The sequence below is a fragment of the Pseudoalteromonas sp. Hal040 genome (assembly GCF_037162425.1).
GTDB lineage: Bacteria > Pseudomonadota > Gammaproteobacteria > Enterobacterales > Alteromonadaceae > Pseudoalteromonas > Pseudoalteromonas gelatinilytica.
The window spans coordinates 1,670,737-1,694,948 of record NZ_JARLUU010000001.1 but is presented as its reverse complement, the minus strand read 5'-3'; the positions used below and the strand labels follow the sequence as shown (position 1 = coordinate 1,694,948).

Annotated in this window: 25 protein-coding genes and 2 pseudogenes; 7 read left to right on the top strand and 20 right to left on the bottom strand. The window is 39.9% G+C overall.

Annotation, left to right across the window (positions count from 1 at the left end):
- Positions 1-2: 2 nt before the first annotated feature.
- The 4 genes from P4S60_RS07590 to P4S60_RS07575 are packed head-to-tail and all read right to left on the bottom strand — an operon-like array spanning position 3 to position 4,627.
- Entirely contained in the window at positions 3-707 is a 705-nt protein-coding gene (locus P4S60_RS07590; protein ID WP_063705298.1) for an acyltransferase, read from the bottom strand.
- Positions 700-2,064, bottom strand: coding sequence for an O-antigen ligase family protein (locus P4S60_RS07585; RefSeq protein WP_337115526.1), 1,365 nt, complete (start codon positions 2,062-2,064; stop codon positions 700-702). The genes P4S60_RS07590 and P4S60_RS07585 overlap by 8 nt, the downstream gene beginning before the upstream one ends.
- Positions 2,048-3,466: a lipopolysaccharide biosynthesis protein gene (locus P4S60_RS07580; protein ID WP_337115525.1), complete on the bottom strand. Its 1,419-nt coding sequence runs from the start codon at positions 3,464-3,466 to the stop codon at positions 2,048-2,050. Before P4S60_RS07580 ends, P4S60_RS07585 begins: the two co-directional genes overlap by 17 nt.
- A 9-nt stretch (positions 3,467-3,475) precedes the next feature.
- On the bottom strand, positions 3,476-4,627 hold the full coding sequence (locus tag P4S60_RS07575) for a glycosyltransferase (protein ID WP_063705304.1): 1,152 nt from the start codon (positions 4,625-4,627) through the stop codon (positions 3,476-3,478).
- Between the two features lie 221 nt (positions 4,628-4,848).
- Between P4S60_RS07575 and P4S60_RS07570 the strand changes: the two genes are divergently transcribed.
- Positions 4,849-5,766, top strand: a complete 918-nt coding sequence (locus tag P4S60_RS07570) for a glycosyltransferase family 2 protein (protein ID WP_105174114.1) — start codon at positions 4,849-4,851, stop codon at positions 5,764-5,766.
- Positions 5,763-6,170: a response regulator gene (locus P4S60_RS07565; protein WP_105180507.1), complete on the top strand. Its 408-nt coding sequence runs from the start codon at positions 5,763-5,765 to the stop codon at positions 6,168-6,170. Before P4S60_RS07570 ends, P4S60_RS07565 begins: the two co-directional genes overlap by 4 nt.
- Here the strand turns inward: P4S60_RS07565 and P4S60_RS07560 are convergent.
- The 4 genes and pseudogenes from P4S60_RS07560 to P4S60_RS07545 all read right to left on the bottom strand — a co-directional run bounded on the left by P4S60_RS07560 (position 6,140) and on the right by P4S60_RS07545 (position 9,310).
- A complete protein-coding gene (locus P4S60_RS07560) occupies positions 6,140-7,054 on the bottom strand; it encodes an endonuclease/exonuclease/phosphatase family protein (protein ID WP_337115524.1) in 915 nt (304 codons plus the stop codon). The two genes, P4S60_RS07565 and P4S60_RS07560, sit on opposite strands and share 31 nt — an antisense overlap.
- Positions 7,055-7,199: 145 nt before the next feature.
- On the bottom strand, positions 7,200-7,634 hold the full coding sequence (locus P4S60_RS07555) for an acyl-CoA thioesterase (protein ID WP_063705312.1): 435 nt from the start codon (positions 7,632-7,634) through the stop codon (positions 7,200-7,202).
- Positions 7,635-7,643: 9 nt separating this feature from the next.
- Positions 7,644-8,459, bottom strand: a pseudogene (locus tag P4S60_RS07550) (M23 family metallopeptidase); the annotation flags it as partial.
- Positions 8,452-9,310: pseudogene (locus P4S60_RS07545) on the bottom strand (6-carboxytetrahydropterin synthase). The pseudogenes P4S60_RS07545 and P4S60_RS07550, both read right to left, overlap by 8 nt.
- 207 nt (positions 9,311-9,517) lie before the next feature.
- On the opposite strand from P4S60_RS07545, the gene fabA reads away from it, so the two are divergent.
- Positions 9,518-10,033 carry a bifunctional 3-hydroxydecanoyl-ACP dehydratase/trans-2-decenoyl-ACP isomerase gene (gene fabA / locus P4S60_RS07540; RefSeq protein WP_337115523.1) on the top strand — a complete coding sequence of 172 codons (516 nt, stop codon included), beginning with the start codon at positions 9,518-9,520 and terminating at the stop codon, positions 10,031-10,033.
- Between the two features lie 64 nt (positions 10,034-10,097).
- Here fabA and rmf read toward each other — a convergent pair whose 3' ends face one another.
- On the bottom strand, positions 10,098-10,268 hold the full coding sequence (gene rmf / locus P4S60_RS07535; protein WP_036968408.1) for a ribosome modulation factor: 171 nt from the start codon (positions 10,266-10,268) through the stop codon (positions 10,098-10,100).
- A 373-nt stretch (positions 10,269-10,641) separates the two neighbouring features.
- On the opposite strand from rmf, the gene acuR reads away from it, so the two are divergent.
- From acuR to gloA, 4 genes are all read left to right on the top strand, one after another.
- On the top strand, positions 10,642-11,274 hold the full coding sequence (gene acuR, locus P4S60_RS07530) for an acrylate utilization transcriptional regulator AcuR (RefSeq protein ID WP_337115522.1): 633 nt from the start codon (positions 10,642-10,644) through the stop codon (positions 11,272-11,274).
- A gap of 61 nt (positions 11,275-11,335) precedes the next feature.
- Positions 11,336-12,328, top strand: coding sequence for an acrylyl-CoA reductase (NADPH) (gene acuI, locus P4S60_RS07525; protein ID WP_337115521.1), 993 nt, complete (start codon positions 11,336-11,338; stop codon positions 12,326-12,328).
- 90 nt (positions 12,329-12,418) lie between these two features.
- Entirely contained in the window at positions 12,419-12,835 is a 417-nt protein-coding gene (locus tag P4S60_RS07520) for a VF530 family DNA-binding protein (RefSeq protein WP_337115520.1), read from the top strand.
- Positions 12,836-13,017: 182 nt separating this feature from the next.
- Entirely contained in the window at positions 13,018-13,548 is a 531-nt protein-coding gene (gene gloA, locus P4S60_RS07515) for a lactoylglutathione lyase (protein WP_337115519.1), read from the top strand.
- 34 nt (positions 13,549-13,582) lie between these two features.
- Here gloA and P4S60_RS07510 read toward each other — a convergent pair whose 3' ends face one another.
- The 11 genes from P4S60_RS07510 to P4S60_RS07460 form a co-directional block, all read right to left on the bottom strand.
- Positions 13,583-14,035, bottom strand: coding sequence for a hypothetical protein (locus P4S60_RS07510; protein ID WP_337115518.1), 453 nt, complete (start codon positions 14,033-14,035; stop codon positions 13,583-13,585).
- Positions 14,036-14,057: 22 nt separating this feature from the next.
- Entirely contained in the window at positions 14,058-14,471 is a 414-nt protein-coding gene (locus tag P4S60_RS07505; RefSeq protein WP_337115517.1) for a hypothetical protein, read from the bottom strand.
- Between the two features lie 137 nt (positions 14,472-14,608).
- Positions 14,609-15,280 carry an RDD family protein gene (locus P4S60_RS07500; RefSeq protein ID WP_337115516.1) on the bottom strand — a complete coding sequence of 224 codons (672 nt, stop codon included), beginning with the start codon at positions 15,278-15,280 and terminating at the stop codon, positions 14,609-14,611.
- A gap of 39 nt (positions 15,281-15,319) precedes the next feature.
- Complete coding sequence (locus tag P4S60_RS07495) at positions 15,320-17,140, bottom strand: protein kinase domain-containing protein (RefSeq protein WP_337115515.1); 1,821 nt, start codon at positions 17,138-17,140, stop codon at positions 15,320-15,322.
- A 54-nt stretch (positions 17,141-17,194) separates the two neighbouring features.
- The gene (locus tag P4S60_RS07490) at positions 17,195-17,683 is read right to left on the bottom strand and encodes a hypothetical protein (RefSeq protein WP_337115514.1); all 489 of its coding nucleotides are present in this window, start codon (positions 17,681-17,683) and stop codon (positions 17,195-17,197) included.
- Between the two features lie 108 nt (positions 17,684-17,791).
- Positions 17,792-18,553: an SDR family oxidoreductase gene (locus tag P4S60_RS07485; RefSeq protein WP_105180499.1), complete on the bottom strand. Its 762-nt coding sequence runs from the start codon at positions 18,551-18,553 to the stop codon at positions 17,792-17,794.
- Between the two features lie 9 nt (positions 18,554-18,562).
- Positions 18,563-19,453 carry a 3-hydroxyisobutyrate dehydrogenase gene (gene mmsB, locus P4S60_RS07480; RefSeq protein ID WP_337115513.1) on the bottom strand — a complete coding sequence of 297 codons (891 nt, stop codon included), beginning with the start codon at positions 19,451-19,453 and terminating at the stop codon, positions 18,563-18,565.
- Positions 19,454-19,470: 17 nt separating this feature from the next.
- Positions 19,471-20,613: an enoyl-CoA hydratase/isomerase family protein gene (locus P4S60_RS07475; RefSeq protein WP_337115512.1), complete on the bottom strand. Its 1,143-nt coding sequence runs from the start codon at positions 20,611-20,613 to the stop codon at positions 19,471-19,473.
- Complete coding sequence (locus P4S60_RS07470; RefSeq protein ID WP_105180497.1) at positions 20,613-21,392, bottom strand: enoyl-CoA hydratase; 780 nt, start codon at positions 21,390-21,392, stop codon at positions 20,613-20,615. Before P4S60_RS07470 ends, P4S60_RS07475 begins: the two co-directional genes overlap by 1 nt.
- 10 nt (positions 21,393-21,402) lie before the next feature.
- Positions 21,403-22,560, bottom strand: coding sequence for an acyl-CoA dehydrogenase family protein (locus P4S60_RS07465; protein ID WP_105174103.1), 1,158 nt, complete (start codon positions 22,558-22,560; stop codon positions 21,403-21,405).
- A gap of 110 nt (positions 22,561-22,670) precedes the next feature.
- Positions 22,671-24,161 (bottom strand): CoA-acylating methylmalonate-semialdehyde dehydrogenase, encoded by a 1,491-nt coding sequence (locus P4S60_RS07460; protein ID WP_237118579.1) that lies wholly within the window; start codon positions 24,159-24,161, stop codon positions 22,671-22,673.
- Between the last annotated feature and the right edge of the window lie 51 nt (positions 24,162-24,212).

Genomic DNA, 24,212 nt, shown 5'->3' with positions numbered 1-24,212 from the left:
AATCAGTCCTCCAGCTGTTTAACTACTTTTGCTGGATTACCGGCCACGATGGTATTTGCTGGTACATCTTTGGTTACGACCGCACTTGCAGCAACGATTGCCCCTTCACCAATTGTGACACCGGCAAGTACAGTCGCACCTGTACCAATCCAGGCGCCCTGTTTAATGATGATATCGCCTATTTGTGACTCGTCATCAGGCTCACCTATAGCTCGTCTTGCAGAGTTTAATGGATGCCCTGGAAACCCAGCTAAAAATACCCTTCCCGCTAAACGCACATCATCTTCAAGTACAATTTTACGGCCAACTGAAAAGGCATTTTGCCAACCTATATCCACATTACTGCCAATTATCAGTTTGGGTGTGTAATGACCATGACTACGCCCACAAAATGTGCTGATACCGCTAATTCGGGTATTGTCATTACAACTTATTTCAAGTTTTCCTAATATTTGAGGCATCCCTGAATACAGGTATAAATTAGCTTTTGAACCGCTAATTTGGCTTTTAAACAAGGGCGTATAGTAAAAAATTCGTCCAATTTCACTCAGCAATGTTTTTATAACTAAATGTAATTTATATAACAGTGAATGAATGCCTGGGATCACCCACATTTGCGGATTGCGAATCGATTTGGCAATTTGAAAAAGCGATTTTGCAATTGCACTGTCGCTTGATTTAAGCCAGTGTTTAATTTGTTCACTCATGTGAGGTCTCCCTTTGTTTATCAATTACAAGCTTTTCTAACGCAATGGTTAAAGCAAGAATGATATAAATAGGCCATGTAAATGCTTGAGTTAAAAAGGTTCCTGATACCATAAAGCCAATTAAACCGCCTTTTAGCGCTTTAGCATTTACATCAATTTGTTCGTCTTTAATTTGCTTATTCATTAAAAACACACGGTTTAAGCTACGGTAAATACAGGCAATTACTAAGACAAAAATACATATGCCAACAAGGCCTGTTTCACCTAATACTTGAAACCATGTACTGTGTACTGCATGATTCTTGCCATCCCAATGCGGGCTATAAAAATAGTAATTAACAACAAAATTATTAACCCCGACGCCGGTCAATGGATTGTATATCGCCATATTGATGGCAGCTTGCCACGCATAAATACGGCCCATGGCTGATTCATCTACTCCCCCTTCGTGTGAGCCACCACTTTGCCTGTCTGCGATACCCGCAAATGCAACCATGGCTAACATGCCTACCGCACCAATACAGCCAACAACAATTGGGTTTTTAACTTTTTGATAAATGAAAAAACTAAGAACAGCAGCAATGCCGAGTAAACCACCTCGACTTTGCGTCGCAACTACGCCACTAATTGCCGTGATCAAACAGATAAAGGCGATGATACGTCTTAGTTTATGCGCATTTGAATCAAACACTTCGGCTGCTAAAAAAGACACAGGGAACATCATTACCAGCGATAAATCGTTTGGGTCACCTAGCTGTGAACGCAGCTCACGAGAAATTGTGACGCGGGTTCCTTCAACTAGACCAATACCATTCATTTTGTTACTAAGGGCAACCAAGGCAATAGCGGCTCCTGAGATCATGATGCCAATTCGTACCACATTAAAATGCTTTAACGTGGTCATCCACCAGGATATTGCAAATACCATAATCAGTACTTTTGTGAGTACACCAGACCAATATTCCATCGCTAAGCCACGATTTGAGGCACTAAAAACACAAACAGTGAGCCACACAAACCAAATGAAAAAGATTAGATGATTGGTATGCCAGTGCGGTTTTAATTTTTGCGAGATAAATAGATGCCAAACAATCCCTAATAAAGAGGCCAACGCGAGTAACTTTGGAATTTTGAACGGCATCAAAAACGGAAATGCTTCGTGCAATCTAAAGTAGCTAAACAATATAAACAAAATGATAAACGCAACGCTTACCTTCACTGCCGTAAAAGCCGCAAAAGGTAATAATAATAAGGCAAATACGGCAATGGGACCTAGCAATGTGTAAGTCGCAACGACAAGTAAAGTGACCAAAATGCCATTAATGAATAGTTGATTTTGTTTATAGTAATTGAGCATATTGATGCCCCTTAACTAGACTTTTCATAACCTGCATAAGCAAGGTTTTATATTGAAATGAAAGGCCGACAAAATAGCAAAAGCAAACAACCCATTTAGCAAAAATGAGTTCGTTAAACTGTAGTGTAATAAGAACCATAGACCCCAGTGCTAACCAGCTCGGAATTAATGCCGCAAAATTTAACTGTAGAGGTTCGAAGTACTGACTAACTGAATATAAACAAACCAATTTGAAGCTTTGCATTATGATTAGTGCGAGGATTGCCCCTTCTACACCTTGGTTTGGGACTAAATAATACAATAAGCTCAGCCCAAGAAGTGCTGTTAAAAAGTTTATTATTGATACAAACACACCGTTTTTGTGCATGTAGCAGCCAATATTAACAATATCGCTGTGATGGCGAATAGCGACAACAATGATTAATAAAATCAGCCAACTATCTTTTCCATGATAGTCTGATGGTAGAACCGAATTAAACGCGATTGGGGCAAGCAAGCTCATTAAAATACACATCGCTAACCCGGCATTTAAAGACGTAATTGCATAACGTTGATATTGGCTTTTATCTTCTTTAATTAAACTAAATCGTTTTGCAAACCACCAAAGACGAATTGGCTCAAAGGTGAAGGATGTAATAATGGCAAATTGCGCAGCAACGTAATAGCTTGCCAAGACACTTTCATTAAACTGGGCAACAATAAACCAGTTCTCTGCGCCATTTCCGGCATAAACGAAAAGGCCTGAAGCGATGATAGAGGTTAAAAAAATCGTTTGCGATTTTTTGATTCGCCAGCTAAAGCGTGAGTAACTAACTTTTAGCGCCGAACTCATATCATTCAGAGTTAAACACATAATAATGCACGTACAGGCAACGCCTGAAGCCATCACACCTGTCACGTTAAAGCCCAGAACGAGTAAAGTGATAGTTAAGCAGGTTTGCATGACTGCGTGAGCAATACTATAGAAACAATATTTTTGCGCATAGCCAAACAAACGATAATAGGTATAAGGGATCGAAAGTACTGATGCAAAACACAAATTAACAGCGAGCAACCTAAAATCAAGCACACTAATTTGCGCAGGTAATAGAGAAATTATTTGTTCGGCAAATAAAAAACACCCAATTAAAAATACCGCACTAAATCCGATTGTTAATACTAACGAATCTCTAAATAACGCCATTTTCTCACGAAAAGAGGAGTATTGTTGTTTGAGCAATAGCTCTGGCAAGCCAAGTGAAACAATCAGAGAACATAACGCCGACATAGTGACTAAGAAATTAAGTTCGCCAAACTCACTTTTTTCTAAAAAGCGCGTGGTTATGGGTAACAAAATAAAGCCGAACCCTTTAACTGCAAGGATAGCTAAAGCAAAATAGCCAATTTGTTTTAAGTTACTCATAAAACCTCCCTATAAAGATTCAACCCATTTGGAAAGTTGCTCTGCTTGTTTAACGGCGTTGTAATGCTCGTTAACGTGTTGCTTCGCATTTTGACCAAGTAAATAGCGTTTATGGGGAGAAAGCTGATGGAATTTATACAGCATTTTACTTAGCCCAGAGATACTGCCGGGCATACACTTCATACCCACGTTTGGGGTTACAATTTCGTTTGCCCCCATCAAAGTAGTTGTTAATACAGGCAGGCCACAGGCCATGGCTTCTTTTAAGACCAACGGGCCCGTATCACGGTCGCCATTTTCTGCAATACAAAATGGGGCAATAAGTGCTGAGTAATAAATCAGGTTTGAGCTAACCCAATCATGGGGTTTTTCGCCTAAAAATCGAATAGATTTGCGGATCCCCAGTTCTTCTGCCATGTACATTAAATCGTTGAGCATTGGGCCGTCGCCCACAATGTCGAGCGTAATACCGAACTCTTTAGGAATGTGTTTGAGTGCGGGTAAAAGAAATTGCAGCCCTTTCTTTTCAACAAGACGACCTATAAAAATTAATCGTACTGACTCATTGAGTGATGAAGGCACATATTTAAATTGGCTGGTATCAATACCACAATGAAGTAATTTAACATTGCTCTTTGAGAAGCGTTTAAATTGCATTGCCATTTCTTCACATACCGCAATCGAAAAATCGCAAAGCGCTAGTTTTGGTTTTAAATCGGCGTTGTTTACATAAACGTCATGGCCATGACCTATCGACGACACAGTTATATCAGCCAGCTTTGCAGCGACTATGCCATAAGCAAGTGGCCCATGCATAAAATGACAATGTAGATGATCAATCTTCGCCGCTTTTATATATCGTGCAATTTGATAACCGTACGCAAGTAATGATTGGGTTGAAATTGATTTAAATTGAGCTGCAGTGTGAGCTGCTTTTACTAACTTATAAATATTTAGCATTGAAGGCAGTATTAATTTAAACGCCGGTTTAGTGATTTTTTTCACTTCAATAGCGCTGGTTAAGTTAATCAACACACTGGTTTTTTCGAAGGTGAGAACCGTCACCTTGTGCCCTGCGTTTAACAGCGCTTTTATTTCTGTTACCACAAAGGTTTCTGATGCAATCGGAAAGCTTGGGACTAATATAGCAATGTGTTTCATAAAAAACGCTCCTATAAAAACGGTTATAAGAGCTATGGCAAGTTCCATACCCGACAAAAAAGCCACTAAATTCTCGAAATGAGATAAAAACATGCGTTGCATTTGCAAAATGCAACGCACAAAGAGAAAAGGCTGAGTTATTTAACAGAAAATACAGATTTAAAGCTGGCGTCTAAATTGCGTATCCTTTACTACGTGAAGAAATGCTTTTGGAGCATATTATGAACAGCCAAGTCAGTATTATCATTCCAAACTACAACTGCTTACAGTATTTAGATACTTGTATTAACAGCATTTATCAGCAAAAAAATGTGCAGTTCGAGATCATTATTGTCGATGATGGCTCTACTGATGGCAGTATCGACTACCTACAACAACTTGCCGCTGAAAAAAATGAAGTACGGATTTTTTGTCAACAACGAAAAGGTGTTGTTGCTGCAAGAAACCTTGCAATTACACAAGCAAACTCAGACTACCTTGCTTTTTTAGATGCCGATGATTATTGGTCTGCAGATAAGCTCGCTAGCCAACTTGCATTCCATCTTAAACATCCAGATTGTGTTTTAAGCTTCACAGACTATATGCATTTTAATGAACAGAATGAGGACATAATTGGATGCTTCGACTATTGGCCTGAGTTTAAATGCAATAAACAAAGTAAAGATTTCCAATTACTTGAAAACCCAATCAGCCAAATGATCACCACCAATATTGTTGGTACATCATCAGTAATGGTTAAACGTTCAGCCATTGTTGGTGTGGGTGGTTTTGACAATAAATTAAGTAGCGCTACCGATTTAGATTGCTGGTTAAAAATAGCTAAACGCGGTGATGTCGCCTACTCAACTCTGTGTGCAATGCACTATTTAATGCGCGCCAATTCTATTACAGCAAACAGAGAGAACCGTTTAGCGGCGATGGTCGAAATTATAAATCGTAACCAATCTGTTGTATCAAACAATGAGCTTAAAAAAATTAAGGCGCGATTAAGTGAATGCTATGGCGAGTTTTATCGTGAGCTTGGGCATTATTCAAAAGCCTTAATGTATTCAAACAAAGCATTTTGGCTCTTTCCTCATAAACGAAACTTTAAACATATGCTCTATGATTTAAAGCACTTATTTGGAGTACATTCATGAAAAAAACCATCGTAATCATTGATGATGATGAAGCTATTTTACGATCGCTAAAACGACTGTTAGGTACCAATAACCATGTTATTTGTTTTAGCGATCCTTTATCTGCAATCGAGTTTGCGCAGCAAAACCCTATCAGCCTGGTCATATGTGACCTGCTGATGCCTGCAATTAGTGGTTTTGCTGTTTTAGAAGATATTAAACTACTACAACCACACTGTTCTCGACTATTAATAACCGGTTACGCAGAACTTGAATCTTCGAAAAATGCATTAACGAATAATATTGCTAACATGATCACAGCTAAACCATGGGATAATTTTGAACTAACCATGCTAGTTGAAATATTAATTGAAAATAGCCACCTTAAAATTAATCAGGGATTATCAAACGTTAATTCGTATTGAAGTAATTTATGGTCACTACCCTTTACTTGTAAAGTTTGCACACGCGATAAGCTTATGTCGTCACTTGCAAGGCAATGATCAATTGGCAAATCTGTAAAAGGTAAACTCGCTAATACCGAAGTGGCTGACCAACTGCCATAGTAACCCATGCTATTAAAGCAGGTGTTGTTTGTGTTAATGAAGTAGCGAGACCATGGAACTGTATTAAAATCGCCAGCAACTAGCCAACTGCCTTTCAAATTTTTAACTTCTTTATTAACTTCTGCCAAAACCCTATTACGCTGAGTCCACAAAGTGTGAGTCCTAGGTGATGGAGGATGCAAAAACACACTATTTAACATAATGTTATTGTTTAAAAAGCTGAGTTTTACGTAGCCAAGCTTTGGGTTGTCAAAGCGTTTAATTTGCTTTTGCACAATAGGCAGTTTAGAAATAACAATAATACCAAATGGCGCCCCTTCTACTTCGGCATAACCAAACACATGATATTGAGTGTTTAGCTCATCAAGAACATGGCGCTGAGTATCATTAAACTCAAACAGCAATAAGATATCGTTTTGTTCTTCTACAAAATGGGTTTTGATAATCAGTGATAAATTCGGATTACTATATTGCAAATTTACTTGCGCGATTTTGATATCAGTATTGTTAACCTCTCTATCAGCTGAGTAAGGTTTAAAATGAAATAGAACTAAGCCAATACTTAAAGCAAGTAAACTCAAAGAGAGCTTTTTACTCCACCACAATAAAAAAACGGCGGGGACAAAACTACATACAATCAGCACGCCCCGTAAAGCAGCCGCTAAATCAAACAGGTAATTATCAAATTGATTAAAGGCTAACACTAATAGAGCTATATAACTGAATAAAAATAGTAAACGCATCGCACTCCCCCTTTGATTATTTATAGCTGCATATACAGTTCTTTGCTGAGAGATTCATATAACAAATTGTAGTATGATGTGTTCTTTATATATATAAAATTAAGTACCCTAAGGTACTTAATTAAGTTAACACTTTCAGACAGTTTTATTCAAAACCGTTGATCATTTTATCGCATACAACTGGCGTTGGTCTGTGATTATCATCAACCGCTACAAACGTAAAGCTGCCAGAAATAGCTAAGTGTTTGTCATCTTTGTGCATTCTTTCTAAAAAGATTTCAACATCAACTTTAAGGCTGGTATTACCTACATGCACAACTTTCGAGATAAGTTCTGCAAATGTACCGGCTGGAATGGCTTCTTTAAAATCTACACGGTCAGACGAAATCGTTACAAGTGGCTTACGACAAAAACGTGTAGCTGCAATAAATGCTACTTCATCCATCCAAGCTAATGCGTCACCACCAAATAAAGTATTGTGGTGATTAGTACGGCCAGGAAAAACTGTTTTTGTAACTGATGTTGTTGAATCAGCAATACGCTTTGCAATAATAGCGTCACGATCGATTTGTTGTGTCATAGTCTCTACTTTTTCATTAGCTAATGTGTCTTGCATCATTAGCGCAGGGTCAAGGCGTTCATTCTTCCAATTAAAACGCCAGTCTAAATGAGGGCCGGTTACGCGTCCGGTCGCGCCGATCTCCGCAATTTTATCGCCACGCTTAATTTCATCCCCTACTTTGACATCTAATTTGCTTAAATGAATATAAGTTGAAGTAACGCCATGGCCATGATCAAGAATTAAGGTACCACCAGAGTAATATAAGTCTGCATCAGCAAACACCACAGTACCGCTTACTGGTGCATACACTGGGCTACCCGTTTTATTGGCAATGTCTAAACCAAAGTGCGGGCGGCGAGGCTCACCATTAAAGTAACGCTGGCTACCATAAACACCTGAGATACGCCCAGTTGCCGGCTTATAAACAGGGTCTAAAAAGTATCGTAAATCCGAATTAACTTCGCGGGCTTTACGTACAGCAACAGCTTCACGGCTAATACGCTCAGACACTTCTTTTGGTGGCGAAACATACTTTTGTGCAACACCAGTAATTTTGTCAATTTTATAATCACGCTTAGTGATGACAATTGCTTGTTCGTGGCTAACACCTTTGCTGTCAGTCCAACTTAAGCTGTGATTTGTATCTGCATCACGGCCAAAACCAAATACAAACTCACCTTGAGAAGATAGTTTAAGTGGCTCGCCATTGAAACTGACACTTTTAGCACCTTCGATTTGCCCAGTTACTAAGCCACCTTGAGTTAAATGTCCTTTTAATTCGACAGCAGTAGCTGAAAGTGAAAACACCCCAGCTAATACTGCTAACAGTAGTCCTTTACTCATAACTGATAGACCCTTTGCCAACACCTTCATAAGCCGTAATTTTTACTTCTGATTCTGGGTATTGGATTTTTACTTGAGAGCTTAAGTAGTCTGCAATGCACTCAACCGTGGTATCGCAAGGTAAAATGTCGCGACTGTGATTTGTCTATCGCCATTTCAAAATAACCCTGCTGTGATGTGTAAGCAAAGCACACATCGTTATCTTGTGCAGTTACATGCTTAAGATCTGATTTATTGATTTCATCTTCAGCTGTTGCTAGATAAATGTCTTCCCATTTATCTGCCCACTCTTTTTGTAAGCGCGGCATTGCCATTCCATCAAGACTGATACCTATTTGAGAGCGATGGCCATGAATAATACGCTGACAATTACCGTCGTGCTTTTTAAGACCATGGCTATAGTGATAATAAAAACTTTGGCTATGCTCTGGGTATAAATTAATTTCGATCTTTTCGATGTTACTAGGCAGCTCTGGCATAATGGTTTTGATTAAAAACTCGGTTACCGACTTTTCATCAACAACATCTGCATCTATTAAACAAAATGCTTGGTTTGGAGCGCTCATAGCTAGGTGGTAATTATCACCAAAATGGCAATCTAGCACGCTGTGCTCAGCATGCTGTTTAAGTGAACCATTTAATTTGGCAGGCACTGCAAGTTTATGGTCGATACAGTTATCAATAATGCCCTTGATTTGCTTTTTAACTAAGCCAAAATCAAGCACCATCGACTCATCATTTAATTGACCGTGCAGAGTTAAATCCACAATCCAGCTCTCGCCAACTGCGCCGCGTTTATTACACAAGTAAGAAAAATCAATCACTGTCAGTGAGTTTACAAAAAGGATCATAAATTTCCTTTAGACTGGTTAAAGAATCACAGCAATTATAATGATTTTTACTTCACAATGCGCGGTTTTATCTCCCTTTATCAGCGACAGTTTAATTAAATGGTCATAAAACAAGCGAAAAATAGCAAATAATTAACTGCTCCGAGTTGTTTAGCGTACAAGTGTACGCTAAAGTACGAGGCAATTTCTAAGCGATGAATGAGAGTTATGGAACCTAAAAACAGCTATACAAAAGAAGAATTGGTCCTTTGTGGTCAAGGTGAAATGTTCGGTGAAGGCAACTGTCGTTTACCAAGTGACAACATGCTAATGATGGACCGCATTATCTCTATCACTTCTGATGGTGGTGAGCACGGTAAAGGTCAAATCGTTGCAGAACTAGATATCAACCCTGATCTTTGGTTCTTCGACTGTCACTTTAAAGGTGACCCAGTAATGCCTGGTTGTCTAGGCCTTGATGCTATGTGGCAATTAGTTGGTTTCTTCCTTGGTTGGTCTGGTGGTCCAGGTCTTGGCCGTGCATTAGGTGTAGGTGAAGTTAAATTCACAGGTCAAATCTTACCAACAGCTAAAAAAGTAACTTATCGTTTAGACATGAAACGTGTTATTAAACGTAAATTATTCATGGGTATGGCTGATGGTACTGTAGAAGTTGATGGCCGCGTTATCTATGAAGCAAAAGATCTTAAAGTAGGTCTTTTCCAAGATACAACTGCATTCTAATATTGATGTGCAGATACAAAAAAGCCCCTAACTGGGGCTTTTTTGCGTAAATAAGGTGCCTATTTTAAGTTTTGAACATATTGCGGTTTTCAATAGCTTCTCGCCATCCGCCTAACCATTCTGATTTAGGGTCGATTTGTTGATAAGGGCATTGTTCTTTGGAACGGCCTGCCAAGCCTGCTTTATAACCTTGAGAATGAGCTCTTTCTAAACGATCTCTTTTCTGTCTCTTCATAGGTAATATCCTCACCTTTTATATTTATAGATATGTAGCGAAATTGACATCTACATTTAATGAATAGTTAATAAAACTGTTAAATTCAAATAACAAAAAGCAATTAAATAAATTGACAAAAACTAACGTGCTGATGATCAAATGAATTAACATTTTAAATGACTAAGTGGTCGTACCTCTCCAACAAAAACCATCTATTAATACACTTAAATTCAGCTAAAAACGATACAGCTCTTTTAGCTTCATTATTTATGACCAAGCCACTTTCAGCAAAGTTCCCAACTAAATTGTAATCATGACAAATTTATGATGATTACAATTTACTCAATTTAATGCTTGCATATTAAAAACCGATCGGTCTAATATAGTTGCCATGGAAACAAATAACTCTGTGCCAAGCCGTCGAGGCAGGCCACCAAAAATAGCACGCTCAAATGCTGATACGCGCGCCTTGTTAATTAATACAGGTTTAGCTGTGTTAACCGAAAAAGGCTTTAGTGCCACAGGCATTGATTTAATCTTAAAATCAGCCCAGGTACCTAAGGGCTCTTTTTATCATTACTTCAAAAGTAAGAATGATTTTGGCTTAGCACTCATTGATGCTTACGACAGCTATTTTCAGGCAAAGTTAAAACGCCACCTAACCAACGATGCAACAACCCCTCTTGAGAGGATTGTTCTGTTTGCCAATGACGCCAAACAAGGTATGGCAAAGTTTGAGTTTAAACGCGGCTGCTTAATTGGTAATTTAAATCAAGAGCTCAGCTACCTTGATGAGCCAATGATTAAACGTATTAAGCAAGCTTACACAAGCTGGCAAGCTTTAATTGAGCAATGCTTAGTTGAGGCAAAGCAGCAAAAACAAATTCCTCAGGCATCAGATTGTAAAATGCTTGCTGAATTTTTTTGGATTGGCTGGGAAGGTGCGGTGATGCGTTCAAAACTAGATAAATCAAGTGAACCACTCACACTCTATACAGCGCAATTTTTACGTTTAATTTTATAAAGCCGTTTAAATACGGTTTTATTTTAACCATTAAAAGACGATCGGTCTAAAAGGAGTCAATATGACAACATCAGTAAAATCGGTAGTTATCAACAAAGATGATCAAGGCTATCGTGCCGAATACACAGATTTCCCTGTAGAGAACATCCACCAGCACGATGTAAATATAGATGTTGACTACAGCACGTTGAATTACAAAGATGCCTTAGCGATTACAGGTAAAGGCCCTGTGGTTAGAACATTTCCTATGATCCCCGGGATTGACCTTGCAGGCACAGTGACAGAGTCTAAAAGCGATGAATTTAAAGTAGGTGATAAAGTTCTGTTAAATGGCTTTGGTGTTGGCGAGAAATACCTAGGTGGTTTGAGTTCAAAAGCGTCTATGAGTGCAGATTGGCTTATCCCCCTCCCCGCTAATTTAACACCAAAACAGGCAATGCAAATTGGTACTGCTGGGTATACTGCAATGCTCAGTATTATTGCCTTAGAAAAACAAGGTATCACACCCCAAAGCGGCGAAATACTTGTTACCGGTGCTAATGGTGGCGTGGGTAGTTTTGCTATCTATTTACTTAACAAACTTGGATTTGATGTAGTTGCGACAACAGGCCGAATAAATGAAGCAGAGCACCTTGAAAAACTAGGCGCAAAACGCGTTCTATCTCGTGAAGAGTTCTCTGCGCCTGGTAAACCACTGGCAAAAGAGCAATTTGCAGGCGCAATTGATTCTGTAGGTAGCCACACACTAGCAAATGTGTGTGCATCAATTAAATACGGTGGTGTTGTAACAGCGTGTGGTTTAGCACAAGGTATGGACTTTCCAGCAACGGTAGCTCCGTTTATCCTTCGCGGTATTAGCCTAATGGGTATAGACAGTGTTATGCGCCCTAAAGCTGACCGAATTGAAGCGTGGCAACGTCTAAGTGAATTAGTTGAGGCTGACTACCTAGATACTATTTCGCAAGAAATTCCACTTTCTGAAGCCGTTACAAATGCAGAAGCCCTTTTAAAAGGTAAAATTCGCGGCCGTGTAGTAGTTAATTGTAAAGAATAAGCTCGAATATAAACATTCTTAGCAAGTTAGCTATAAAACTAGGGTAAAGGCAATTATACTTACCCTAGTTTTGAAATACCGGATAGTCTAATGAGTAATAATGAAATTTTCAGCAATAACCCACTACAAGGTGTTGGTATCGAGCAAGTCGTGACAGAGCTTGTCGAACAATATGGCTGGGAATTACTCCACGCCTATATGCGTTTGAACTGCTTTAAGAATAACCCAGATGTAAAATCTGCGGTTAAGTTTTTACGTAAAACACAATGGGCACAAGAAAAAGTAGAAAACTTTTATTTGTATCGCCTTAAAAGTTTACCACGCCCTGACAATGTAAACTACGAATTACCACCTCGCGATCGTGTGATCCCTGCAGATCAAAAACCAGGTGAACCGTGTGAGTTAAGTTTTACTGACGCCAAACGCATTCACGCTAAAAAAGAAGCAAAACAACTTGCTCGAACTCGCAAACAACGTTCAAGTGCGAGTAATCCTTGGGGTAATTAAGCTTTAAGCTTTTAGCTGTAAGTTGAAATAAGCCGCCTGTTAGGGCGGTTTTTTATTTGAGTTATCGAGTTAAGACTTGAAGGGCTATCTAAAGAAGTCAATATTATTTTTATTAATTTAAGGGTAACGTGGTTATGTTAGACTGCTTTCATCATCATTAATGTCATTAAAAAAGGATGTGTATGTCTAACTACAACGAATCACCTAAACAAATCACGAATGCAACGCAAGGTTATGTAATGCAACAAACAATGTTGCGCATTAAAGATCCAAAGCCTTCTTTAGATTTCTATCAAAATGTTTTAGGTATGAAGTTACTTGGTAAATATGACTTCCCTAAAATGGAGTTTACGCTGTACTTTTTAGGTTATGAGCAAGACATGCCAACAGGCAGCGATAAAGAAAAAGCACAGTGGGTATTTCGCCGCCCTGCTCTTATCGAGCTTACACATAACTGGGGCACAGAAAACGACGACAGCTTTACAGGTTACCATAGTGGAAATGATGAACCAAAAGGCTTTGGTCATATCGGTATTAGCGTGCCAGACGTGTACGCCGCGTGCGAGCGCTTTGCAAAATTCGATGTTGAGTTTGTTAAAAAACCAGACGATGGCTCAATGAAAGGCCTAGCCTTTATTAAAGACCCTGATGGTTATTGGATAGAAATACTCTCGGCAGAGAGTATCACTGAGATAATTGAAGAGCATAAGTGATAGCCAATTACCCACAAACCTGCTATTTAGCAGGTTATTTAAATTTACGCTTTTGATTTGTAGTAGTCAGTGTTTGTATGTTTTGCATTAGTAAGTGAATGTCAGGCTCAATAAGAAGCTTTTTATTTGGAATAAATAAAAAACACTGTAATTTTTTAGCGAGTTGGCAAATTGAAAAGCAAAAATTACTTATGTCTTTCCTTAAATCAACTCTAATTACAATTTCATCAATCGATTCATCATTAACAGAAATAGTAATTTCATTTGATGAACTATTACCCCACATTTTAAAATCGGAAATATTACTTTCAGTTCTTACTAAAACATTATCCAACAGCTTGTCTATTTGCACATTTGGTTGGTGCTGTTTCCACACGCAGGCAGTATCGAAATAACCATCGGCATTGTAGAGTGCCTCAACTGAATAATTTTTATCTTCTACCCATTGTGCAGGTATTAGAACTATTGTTCTTTGCCAAATAGCCATCGTTTTTTAAATACTCTTATAATTAAAGAAAGTGCCAAGTAACATCATAACAAGGGCCATTTAAATCATATTGCAGTTCTTGACCATTCGGGATAAAGGTAGCTAGAGCTTTAAATTTAAAGTTTGACGTATCTTTTCTGTTAATTGCTAAAGCTTGCTCTATTTCATCCCATCTTTGAGATATACCACCATGCCCAGGATGACTATCGGCTTTTAATTCACCTGACTGATATTTTTTATTCCATTTAACAAAAATTTGCCATTGCTCTATCTCTAACTCAAGTTCAGATTCTGATATTAAATAAAGAGAAAACTCATCAGTAAAACCACTGTCATCATTGAAGTCTGAAACAAACCTGTAATGTCTTCCCTCAATAGATGTGATACCCCCTCTTGGCCCATCATAATATAAATTTTCGACAAGGACTTTACACATTAGCATTCATTAAAAGCCTTTAGATAAATTGAAAGGATGAATAAACAATACCTATTATTTGCCACTACAAAAAGAACTAACGACTATGTCATTAGGTATTAAAGGTGTTTTTTACGGTTGTCATTTAGAACTCCTTATTACACTCTAACAACAACCGTTCTACCGATGAAGTCATGTATTGCACGACGCTTTTCATTAAACAGCATGGTTATAAATTCTGACAATGCCCATACTGTAGCTAGGGAACTCAAAGCCATAATTAAATAAGTTAAAAACTCAGGTACGCTACCGAGTTGTTGTAACGATATTGAAATAGACAAAAGTAGGAGTATCCAAGATGAGTTAATAGCGATATTTACAGACTCTCGGCGCACCGATTGTTTAAGCGTAATCTCTGTTTCGGTGTCATGATCGAGAACTTTAACATCCATCACCATCTTACCAAGTGTTTGACCATAAAACCCATGCATAAAAACAACATAGCCAATATACTGGACGCCATTAGCGGCTTGTAAAACCATGTTTTGGTTAGAGTATTCAACGCTAAAGAATAAGCATTCGATATAAAGTAATGCTGTAAAAATTAAGCCATCAATAACAGCAGCCCAAAAACGAGGCCAGAAAGTAGCATACTTTTTATTTGTTTCTAGCTCATCAAACTCTGCTTTTGCTTCCGGGTCTTTTAGTCTATTTGCAATCGCAAATTCTAACTCTTGCGCTCTTTGCGGATAGTTTTCTTTATCAATATACTTTTGAGCATCTAAAAGCTCATCCAATGAATAATTTTTATAATTTGGGGTGAGGTCCATGTTTGTTATTCTCCTAAACTATTTGAAGCAGGTCCGCTTTTAGCATTCAGCTCTTTTGGGATCTCGCGGATAGAACTCATCGGGCTGTTTAATGCACAAATCAAATTCACGGGTATTTTTGTAAGGTAGCTTCATAAAGCCTGCCACACCTATATCTGTGATACTAACCGCATATTGCATGAGCTTACTTAATAAACGTTTAAATTCAGGCTCTTTACTGGCATCAAGAAGTCGATAGTAATGATGTATTTTCATCCTATCAGGTAAAGCTTCGAAAATGATACAGCCCGTATGGTGTATTTGGTTTAGCTCAAATACACACTTTATAACCTTTTTCGGGAGCTGTAATTGCTCATCCGGGTCTTTACCATCTTCAAAGTAAGAGTGTGGTCTGGTTACGTCTGAGGCTTGGATATCCATTACTTCGTAATCAAGCTCAGGTAAATTCTCAAACTTAAACGCTCCTGTGCCATCCCGTTCGAGCTGAATAGTTTTACGCGCATCAAACAAGCAACATTTGAAGAGACCTTTTTGTTCAATTCCCTGCGCTAACATCACCGTGTTGTTGATCGCATCGGTAAACGCAGTACCCAGCGTTTCATCATGTAAAATAAGGGAAGACTCAACAAACAGTGAGTTTTCTTTCCAATGAAAACTCAGGCCCCCTACTACTGGGTACTTTGCTAATCGGCTTATTGAGGCCAAAAATGCTTTTTCGGTGTCGCCGGTATCAAATAAAAACTCTTTGTAGTATCTGTCTAGCTGAGCATCGTTTACATCAAGTAATTGTTGATTATGGTCAGCTTGTCTTAAAAATTGCTTACGTGAGCTATAAACTACTGTGTCAGGGTGCTCATCAAACTCACTAAACCAATAAGGAATATAAGGGCGAATAACTTTACGGGGTAGCTCAGGGAGGTAAGCTTTAGCCATTGTAGGCATGTTTCGCATAAAATAATCACCTGCCCCATCGCGTGTGGCCTTATTTTTTGAAAGCATACCGTCAATTACTCGAGCAAGCTCCATAGGTAAATTCAGGCTTGTAGCCGGAATAACCGCCGCACCAAATCTACAAGATTGTGCAGAGGCCAGTGCATAAAGGGTTGATGCGACACCTTGTTCATCAAATCGTGGCGATGACTGCCCACCCGACATTTGCTCATCACCAATAAAGTACACATCACCCATACGTGCATTGGTGGTGCTAATATCAGCAGACATAAGATCCATAAAATTGCTGGCAACCGGATTACCATCAGCATCTATTTGTGCATAAACAGAGCTGCCCCAATCAACCAATGACAATTTATTGGTTTGTTCATCATAAACAATGTTCGAGGGCTTGATATCGCCATGCACAATTGGCTGTGGGCTTAAGCCATTTTTATGTTCACGTAAATCTACCAGTACATTACGTAGCCTAAGAGCCAGCGCCATAACTTTTGCTGCACTAAAACGCCCCTGTTTGATGGAGATTTTTTCTAAATCTTCACCTAGAGCGCGCTCCATCATTAAAATGCCTTGCTTTTTAATACGTTCAAAGGCATAAAATTTTGGTACGAGTGGGTTTTTAACTTGCGAGAGCATGTATGCTTCGTCTTCTAAACGGTCACGTACACTTTGTGCAAGGGTTATACGTGAAAACTTAAATACCCAAGGTAAGTCTTCATCATCAACACCGGCAAAAACAAATCCAAACGCACCAGAACCAATTAATTCAACGTCACTGTATCCAAGCAAGCTAAGTTGTTTAATACATATGTTAAGCCATTGACGGTGCTTTTTAGCATCATGGTGAGACAGCAAATAAACAGACTGTTCTTCATTGATATAAAAATTGCGGATTTGTTTGGGATTCACTGCATCTCTCAAAGTTAAGCGGCTTTTACCGCTCAATTATTGAATGCTAGACAGTTAATTACAAGGCTTTTGCTCTTCGATGATCCAGCCATGATCTTTCATAACCAGCTCTGATATTGCAAAGGTTAAGCAACAAAAGATAACCAACTCTAACAAGGTAAGAATATCGGCAGCAAAACACCAGCCTAACACCCCTGCTAATAAAAAGGGAATTGCTTTTAAATACCAAGCAATTTTTTGGGTTTTACCGTATGTGAGTTGGTAACTGTGAACTAGCTTGCTCTCACATTCTAATGAAATTACAGAAGAAAACTTCCTAAATAAAGTTACTGAAATCGTTAATTGGCAGGCTTTACCATCCATATTAAATTCATGAACAGATTTTGTTTTAAAGTTACGTGATTCTGCTATTAATTCACCGTCTACTTTCAGAACTTCTTTACCTGAGTAAGCAGAACCCCAGTATTCAATTAAATGTTCACCCAGTTTGAAGTTAGCTTTAATTCCCTTGCTCATTGATACTGTAATGCCATCAGTGTTCATAAAAAATCTCCTTATAATTATGAAGTTAAGATACTTTAAAAATAAAAAAACGGCAAGCTAGGCTTACCGTTTTGGTACTTTCAATGGGTAAAGGGTTACCATTTAAAATTAAAGGCGAATACCGCCATCAATTTCAACAACACGACCTGTAAAAAAGTCATTCTCTACAATGTATTGTGCTGTTTGAGCAATTTCTTCTGCTTCACCAAAACGACCCACTGGCGTTACCGCCATCATGCGTTGTTTTGCTTCTGGTTTCATTGCATCTGTCATTGCTGTGCGAATAACACCTGGTGCAATTGCACCAACACGGATACCAAAGCGACCTAATTCTTTCGCCCAACCCGTTGTCATCGCAACAACACCGGCTTTAGACGCTGCATAGTTTGTTTGGCCAATGTTACCAGCACGAGCAACACTCGACATATTAACAATTACACCGCCTTTGCCAGACTCAATCATGTGGCTCGCAGCTTCACGACCAGCTAAGAATACACCGGTCAGGTTCACATCAATCACAGATTGAAATTGAGCCAACGACATTTTATCAACTACTTTGCCTTCTTTTGCTTTGATAAACATACCATCGCGTAAGATACCCGCGTTGTTAATTAGCACACCGATATGGCCAAAGTCTTTGTTAATTGTGTTGAACGTTGCTACTACAGCATCTTCATCTGTGACATTGGCAGCATACGCCATGACTTTTGTACCATGCTTTGCAAGCGCTGATACTGCAGTATCAAGTACGTCTTGTTGCATATCGATAAGAGCGATGTTCGCGCCAAGTGATGCAAATTTCTCGGCCATCGCAAAGCCTAAACCTTGCGCACCACCGGTAATTACGATGTTGTTGTTTTTAATTTCCACAACAATCTCCTACTTCGAGAATAATTTAAAAATAGCGCTAAAATCATAACTACCTGCACCTTGATGCTGAAGCATAGTGTATAGATTCTTCGCCATTGACCCCATTGGGGTAGATGAATTACTTTGCTGGGCCGCTTCCATAGCTAGACCTAAATCTTTCGCCATTAAATCAACCATAAAGCCCGGTTTATAATCATTACTTGCTGGTGCTGTTTCCATTACACCAGGGCATGGGTTATAAAGCTCAAGTGTCCAGTTACGGCCAGAGCTTGCAGTCATGATGTCACTTAACACTTTTGGGTCGAGCCCATTGTTTATGCCCATTTGTAGTGCTTCGCTAGTGCCAGCCATTAAAATGCTGAGCAGCATGTTGTTACAGATTTTTGCGACTTGGCCTGCACCAATATCACCAGCATGGAAGATATTTTTTCCCATATCCACTAAAGCCAGCTTGGCTTTTTCAAAGTGACTTTGCTCACCACCGACGATAAAGGTTAAAGTGCCCGCTGTTGCTCCTGCAACACCACCTGATACCGGTGCATCAACAAAATCAATGCCTTTTTGAGCAAGTTCGCTACCCACTTGACGCGCTGATTCGGCATCAATGGTTGAGCAGTCAATCACTAAAGTTTTGCTATCAAGTAAGTTGATAAGACCTGTTTCGCCTAAGTAAAGCGACTTAACGTGTTTGCTTGCTGGTAGCATACTGATAAAAATATCAGCGCCAATGGCACACTCAGCTGCATCGTTAGCAGCAATTGCGCCTTTATCGGCAAGCTCACTGACCGCCGCTTTATTTAAGTCAAACACACGTACCGTATGACCTGCATTGACAAGGTTTGCCGCCATTGGGCCACCCATGTTGCCTAAACCAATAAATCCTATTGTTAATTTAGCCATTTGTTTACCCCTTGGACTTAAGATGACGTTAATGAGTTAAGTGGGTGAGATTGCTCATCCCAGCGTGCTGTAAAGAAGCTATCTACAACTGCATTGTCGATATCGCTAAGCGATTTAAACTGCCATTTAGGTGCACCGTCTTTGTCAATTAATAGCGCACGAACGCCCTCTTGGAACTCACCTACTTCGCCACAACGAACTGACATGCCTAGCTCCATTTTAAAACACTGTGCTAACGTCATCTCTTTTGAATTTGCTAATTGACGTTCAACAAGCGCACAACTAAGCGGACAACCATGCGCTAATGACTTTTGCGCGCGGGTAAGCCATTTATCTTCGGTTTCTAAAGCTTGAATGTAGTCAATTTTACCCTGCAGTGAGTCAAATTCAGCCAGCTTTTGTATAACCGCTAAGTTATCTTTTACATTGCCTTTAGGAACACGGCCTGAAATATTATCAATCGAGATTAAAATGTTCGTCAGCTTTTCGTGGTTTAAAGAGGCTGTTTTGCCCCACTTTTCAGCGGTGATGGCTGTTAAAATAGCGTCATATTTATCTGCTGTTGCATAGTGATCAGCAAGATTAACAAACAAGGCATCTTCAGCATTGATAGACGCCGCAGTTAACCCTAAAAATAAACCGACTTGCTCTGGCATTTTATGTAAGAAATAACTGCCGCCCACATCAGGATATAAACCAATAGTTAGCTCAGGCATTGCGATACGTGATGTCTCTGTTACCACTCGGTGACTTGCACCTGCCATTAAACCAAGGCCGCCACCCATAACAATGCCATTACCCCAAAGTAATATTGGCTTTTCATAGCAGTGAATTAGGTAGTCTAATTTGTACTCAAGGGTAAAAAAGTCTTCAATGTAATTAGCTGGCTCACCTGTGCTCATTGCTTTATGTAGGCTTACTACATCGCCACCAGCACAAAATGCTTTTTCGCCAGCCCCTTTTAGAATGACCATGGCAACTGCGTCATCGTTAGCCCATTTTCTAAGCTGCGGCTCAAGCAATTGGATCATGTCGTAATTTAAGGCATTTAATGACTTAGGCGCATTGAGTGTCGCAATTGCAATAAGGCCGCTCTCGGCCTCTGCAATTTCAAACACCACAGGCGCATCTTGATGATTTAGTAGTGTTACGTTAGTCATTAGCCGTTTACCCAATTAGCTTTACGCTTTTCTAAGAACGCATTCACGCCTTCTTTTTGGTCTTGCGTATCAAATAATTGTACAAATAACTCACGCTCTAGTGGCAATGCATGAGCCATAGGTTGAGTGCGACCTTTTTGAATAAGTTCTTTACATGCAGTCACAGCAACCGGGCTTTGTTCGCCAACTTGGTTAGCCAGTTTCATTGCCGCAGCTAAGCTTTCACCAGTACCAACCACTTCTTCAACAAGGCCAATTTCACGTGCTTTGTCTGCTTTTAAGCGTTCACCACATAAAATCATGCGTTTTGCCCAGCCTTCACCTACAAGCCATGCAAGGTTTTGCGTACCACCAGCACAAGGCAACAAGCCAACTTTCGCTTCAGGAAGTGCCATTTGAGCTTGCTCTTCAGCAATGCGAATATCACACGCGAGAGCCACTTCCAGACCACCGCCCATGGCATAACCATTAATTGCTGCGATTGATACACCACGGAAATTGGTTAGTGCCTCAAATGCATCACCAAACACTTTTGACATAGTGGCAGCAACGCCTTTATCACCACTGGCAAATACGTTCAGATCGGCACCAGCACTAAAGAACTTTTCACCTTGACCTGTAATCACTAATGCATAGACATTTTTGTTAGCATTTAGCTCAGTTACAGTGTCTTTTAATGCAGTTAATGTATCTTGTGTCCAGGTATTCGCTGGCGGGTTATTCATGGTTAAAACCGCTACGTTACCTTCAATATTTAAATCAATCGATGGATTAGACATAGTATGCTCCTTATAGAATGTCGCCAGCTGACTCAGCTAAGATACGACGTGCGATAATCACACGCATGATTTCGTTAGTGCCTTCAAGAATTTGATGCACACGTACGTCTCTGAAATGACGCTCTAATGGGTATTCTTTGATGTAACCGTAACCACCGTGAATTTGAAGTGCGTCGTCACAGACTTTAAAACCAACATCTGTAGCAAAACGTTTAGCCATCGCACAGTAAGTGGTTTTTTCGCTGTCACCCGTATCTAGTTTAAATGCGGCTAAGCGCACCATTTGACGAGCAGCAACAAGCTCTGTGTTCATATCGGCAATCTTAAATTGTAGTGCTTGGAAAGCTGCTAATGGCTTACCAAATTGCTCACGTTCTTTTAGGTATTCGCGAGCAGTATTAAGAGCTGCTTGTGCTGTACCTAATGAACAAGTTGCAATATTAATACGACCACCGTCTAAGCCTTGCATTGCAAACTTAAAGCCTTCGCCTTCTTGACCTAGTAAGTTAGCGGCAGGGATTCTGACACCTTCAAAGCTAATTAAACGTGTAGGCTGTGCATTCCAGCCCATTTTTTCTTCAGCTTTACCGTATTCAATACCTGCTGCGTCAGCAGGCACAACAAATGCCGAAATACCGGCTGCGCCTTCACCACCAGTGCGCGCCATAACTACAAGTAAATCAGTTTCACCAGCACCTGAGATAAACATTTTAGAGCCTGAGATCACATACTCATCGCCCTCTTTTACCGCTTTGGTTTTTAGTGATGCGGCATCAGAGCCAGAGCCAGGCTCTGTTAAACAGTAAGACGCAAGTAACTCACCCATTACTAATTGTTCACAGTACTGGGCTTTAACGTCTTCAGTACCAAAGCTTGCAATCATCCACGTTGCCATATTATGAATGGTCAACATAGCGGTTGTTGCGGTACAACCCATTGCAAGCTGTTCGAAAATAATGCTTGAATCTAGGCGAGATAAACCTAAGCCACCCGCTTCTTCAGGGGTATATAAACCACAAAAGCCAAGCTCACCGGCTGCTTTAATGGTGTCTTTAGGGAAAATATGTTCTTGGTCCCACTTAGCTGCATTAGGCGCAAGTTCTGACTCTGCAAACTGACGGGCTGTTTCAGCAAACGCTTGCTGATCTTCGGTTAAATTAAAGTCCATAGTAGACCTCTATTTTGTTGTCTTATTCTTGTGTGAATAACGATTGTTGTCGTTTAAATGTGTGTTCTTTGAGCGAGCGTGTGCTCGCTCAGCAGTAAATTAATTACGGCTTATTTAAGGTTGATACTCATGTTAGGACCTGAGGCGATATCATCCTCGAACCAACGTGAAGTAATTGTTTTCGTTTCTGTGTAAAAACGAATACCTTGCTTACCATAGGTGTGTTGGTCGCCGTAGAATGAGCCTTTCCAACCTGTGAAAGAGAAAAACGGTAGTGGCACAGGAATTGGCACGTTGATACCAACTTGACCTACTTCGATTTCATGTTGGAATTTACGTGCAGCAGCACCGCTTGATGTGAATAACGAAGTACCGTTACCGTAAGGCGAGTTATTGATAAGCTCAATCGCCTCTTCAAGAGTATCTACAAACATACAAGCCAATACAGGACCAAAGATCTCTTCTTTGTATAAATCCATCTCGGTGGTTACATCAGTAAATAGCGTTGGACCAACCCAGTTACCTTGCTCGTAACCTTCAACAGTAAAGTCAGAGCCATCAATTAAGCACGTTGCACCTTGCTCTTTACCACTTGCGATAAGCGATAAGATACGGTCTTTAGCAGCTTTTGATGTTTGTGGGCCGTAAGCCGCGTTGGTATCATCCCATACACCTGGGCGTACGTTTTCAAAGCCTGCTTTAATTTCATCAACCCAGTCTTTTGCTTGACCAACGAAGACAGCAACCGAAATACCCATACAGCGCTGACCCGCAGCACCTACAGACGCACCTACTAAGTTGTTTACAACATGCGATTTACTTGCATCTGGCATAATAACCATGTGGTTTTTTGCACCCACACACGCTTGCACACGCTTAAGGTTTGCTGTGCCTTTTGAATAGATGTATTCACCTACGCCACACGAACCAACAAATGAAATAGCACGTACTGCTGGGTCTTCTAATAAACGGTCAACTTGTGGTTTTGTACCATGAACAACTTGTAACACCCCTTTTGGTGCACCCGCTTCAACAAATAGTTCAGCTAAACGCATTGGTGTTAGTGGATCTTGCTCAGAAGGTTTAAGAATAAAGGTGTTACCACACACAATAGCCAGTGGGAACATCCATAATGGGATCATCGCAGGGAAATTAAATGGCGTAATACCCGCACATACACCCAGTGGCTGCATGTAAGAGTAAGTATCGATTTTACGCGCTACGTTTTCCATTGTTTCGCCCATCATTAGTGATGGTGCATTGGCTGCTTGCTCAACAACTTCAATACCACGCCAAACATCGCCTTTGGCATCTTCAAATGTTTTACCCAGCTCATGACAAATAATCGTCGCAAGCTCGTCATGGTTTTCTTTTAGTAGTGCAGCGTATTTCATCATAATGCGAGCACGCTCAGAAATTGGCACTTCTTTCCATGTTTTAAATGTTTCTTTTGCAGAGGCAATGGCTGCATCCATTTCAGCATCCGTTGCACAAGGAACTTGAGCTAACACTTCTTGGTTTGCAGGATTGATAACATCAATCAACTGCGTTGAACTTGATTGGGTAAATTCGCCGTTGATAAATAAAGGTACTTGGTGCATGAGGCACTCCTCCCCAGTGGGTATAAAGAGGCCGCAACATGATAGTTTTTA

What these genes read in the sequence shown, in the direction of transcription:
- P4S60_RS07590 (WP_063705298.1), bottom strand. Translation starts at nt 707, where the DNA reads ATGAGTGAACAAATTAAACACTGGCTTAAATCAAGCGACAGTGCAATT.
- P4S60_RS07585 (WP_337115526.1), bottom strand. Translation starts at nt 2,064, where the DNA reads ATGCTCAATTACTATAAACAAAATCAACTATTCATTAATGGCATTTTG.
- P4S60_RS07580 (WP_337115525.1), bottom strand. Translation starts at nt 3,466, where the DNA reads ATGAGTAACTTAAAACAAATTGGCTATTTTGCTTTAGCTATCCTTGCA.
- P4S60_RS07575 (WP_063705304.1), bottom strand. Translation starts at nt 4,627, where the DNA reads ATGAAACACATTGCTATATTAGTCCCAAGCTTTCCGATTGCATCAGAA.
- P4S60_RS07570 (WP_105174114.1), top strand. Translation starts at nt 4,849, where the DNA reads ATGAACAGCCAAGTCAGTATTATCATTCCAAACTACAACTGCTTACAG.
- P4S60_RS07565 (WP_105180507.1), top strand. Translation starts at nt 5,763, where the DNA reads ATGAAAAAAACCATCGTAATCATTGATGATGATGAAGCTATTTTACGA.
- P4S60_RS07560 (WP_337115524.1), bottom strand. Translation starts at nt 7,054, where the DNA reads ATGCGTTTACTATTTTTATTCAGTTATATAGCTCTATTAGTGTTAGCC.
- P4S60_RS07555 (WP_063705312.1), bottom strand. Translation starts at nt 7,634, where the DNA reads ATGACACAACAAATCGATCGTGACGCTATTATTGCAAAGCGTATTGCT.
- fabA (WP_337115523.1), top strand. Translation starts at nt 9,518, where the DNA reads ATGGAACCTAAAAACAGCTATACAAAAGAAGAATTGGTCCTTTGTGGT.
- rmf (WP_036968408.1), bottom strand. Translation starts at nt 10,268, where the DNA reads ATGAAGAGACAGAAAAGAGATCGTTTAGAAAGAGCTCATTCTCAAGGT.
- acuR (WP_337115522.1), top strand. Translation starts at nt 10,642, where the DNA reads ATGGAAACAAATAACTCTGTGCCAAGCCGTCGAGGCAGGCCACCAAAA.
- acuI (WP_337115521.1), top strand. Translation starts at nt 11,336, where the DNA reads ATGACAACATCAGTAAAATCGGTAGTTATCAACAAAGATGATCAAGGC.
- P4S60_RS07520 (WP_337115520.1), top strand. Translation starts at nt 12,419, where the DNA reads ATGAGTAATAATGAAATTTTCAGCAATAACCCACTACAAGGTGTTGGT.
- gloA (WP_337115519.1), top strand. Translation starts at nt 13,018, where the DNA reads ATGTCTAACTACAACGAATCACCTAAACAAATCACGAATGCAACGCAA.
- P4S60_RS07510 (WP_337115518.1), bottom strand. Translation starts at nt 14,035, where the DNA reads ATGGCTATTTGGCAAAGAACAATAGTTCTAATACCTGCACAATGGGTA.
- P4S60_RS07505 (WP_337115517.1), bottom strand. Translation starts at nt 14,471, where the DNA reads ATGTGTAAAGTCCTTGTCGAAAATTTATATTATGATGGGCCAAGAGGG.
- P4S60_RS07500 (WP_337115516.1), bottom strand. Translation starts at nt 15,280, where the DNA reads ATGGACCTCACCCCAAATTATAAAAATTATTCATTGGATGAGCTTTTA.
- P4S60_RS07490 (WP_337115514.1), bottom strand. Translation starts at nt 17,683, where the DNA reads ATGAACACTGATGGCATTACAGTATCAATGAGCAAGGGAATTAAAGCT.
- mmsB (WP_337115513.1), bottom strand. Translation starts at nt 19,453, where the DNA reads ATGGCTAAATTAACAATAGGATTTATTGGTTTAGGCAACATGGGTGGC.
- P4S60_RS07475 (WP_337115512.1), bottom strand. Translation starts at nt 20,613, where the DNA reads ATGACTAACGTAACACTACTAAATCATCAAGATGCGCCTGTGGTGTTT.
- P4S60_RS07470 (WP_105180497.1), bottom strand. Translation starts at nt 21,392, where the DNA reads ATGTCTAATCCATCGATTGATTTAAATATTGAAGGTAACGTAGCGGTT.
- P4S60_RS07465 (WP_105174103.1), bottom strand. Translation starts at nt 22,560, where the DNA reads ATGGACTTTAATTTAACCGAAGATCAGCAAGCGTTTGCTGAAACAGCC.
- P4S60_RS07460 (WP_237118579.1), bottom strand. Translation starts at nt 24,161, where the DNA reads ATGCACCAAGTACCTTTATTTATCAACGGCGAATTTACCCAATCAAGT.